The following is a 240-nucleotide window of genomic DNA, read 5'->3' on the forward strand; positions in this document are numbered from 1 at the left end:
CTTATCTGTTCCTTTAGTACCTGATAATATATTATTAACATCTCTTTTTAAATTCATAAGCTCTCTAGATTTTTTTGCTAAATCTTCTCTATCAAACTCTATTTTCCCCATTCTTTTCTCCCACCGTGTATTTTTCTTTTGCTCCTCTATTTGCTTTTCTTTTTCTTTTCTTCCATTGCTATATCCTTTGATAAATTATTTAGGCTTTTTTTCATTCCATCTAATCCATCACTTAATTTC

The sequence above is a fragment of the Clostridium sp. HBUAS56017 genome (assembly GCF_007115085.1).
In the GTDB taxonomy this organism is placed as follows: Bacteria; Bacillota; Clostridia; order Clostridiales; family Clostridiaceae; genus Clostridium; species Clostridium cibarium.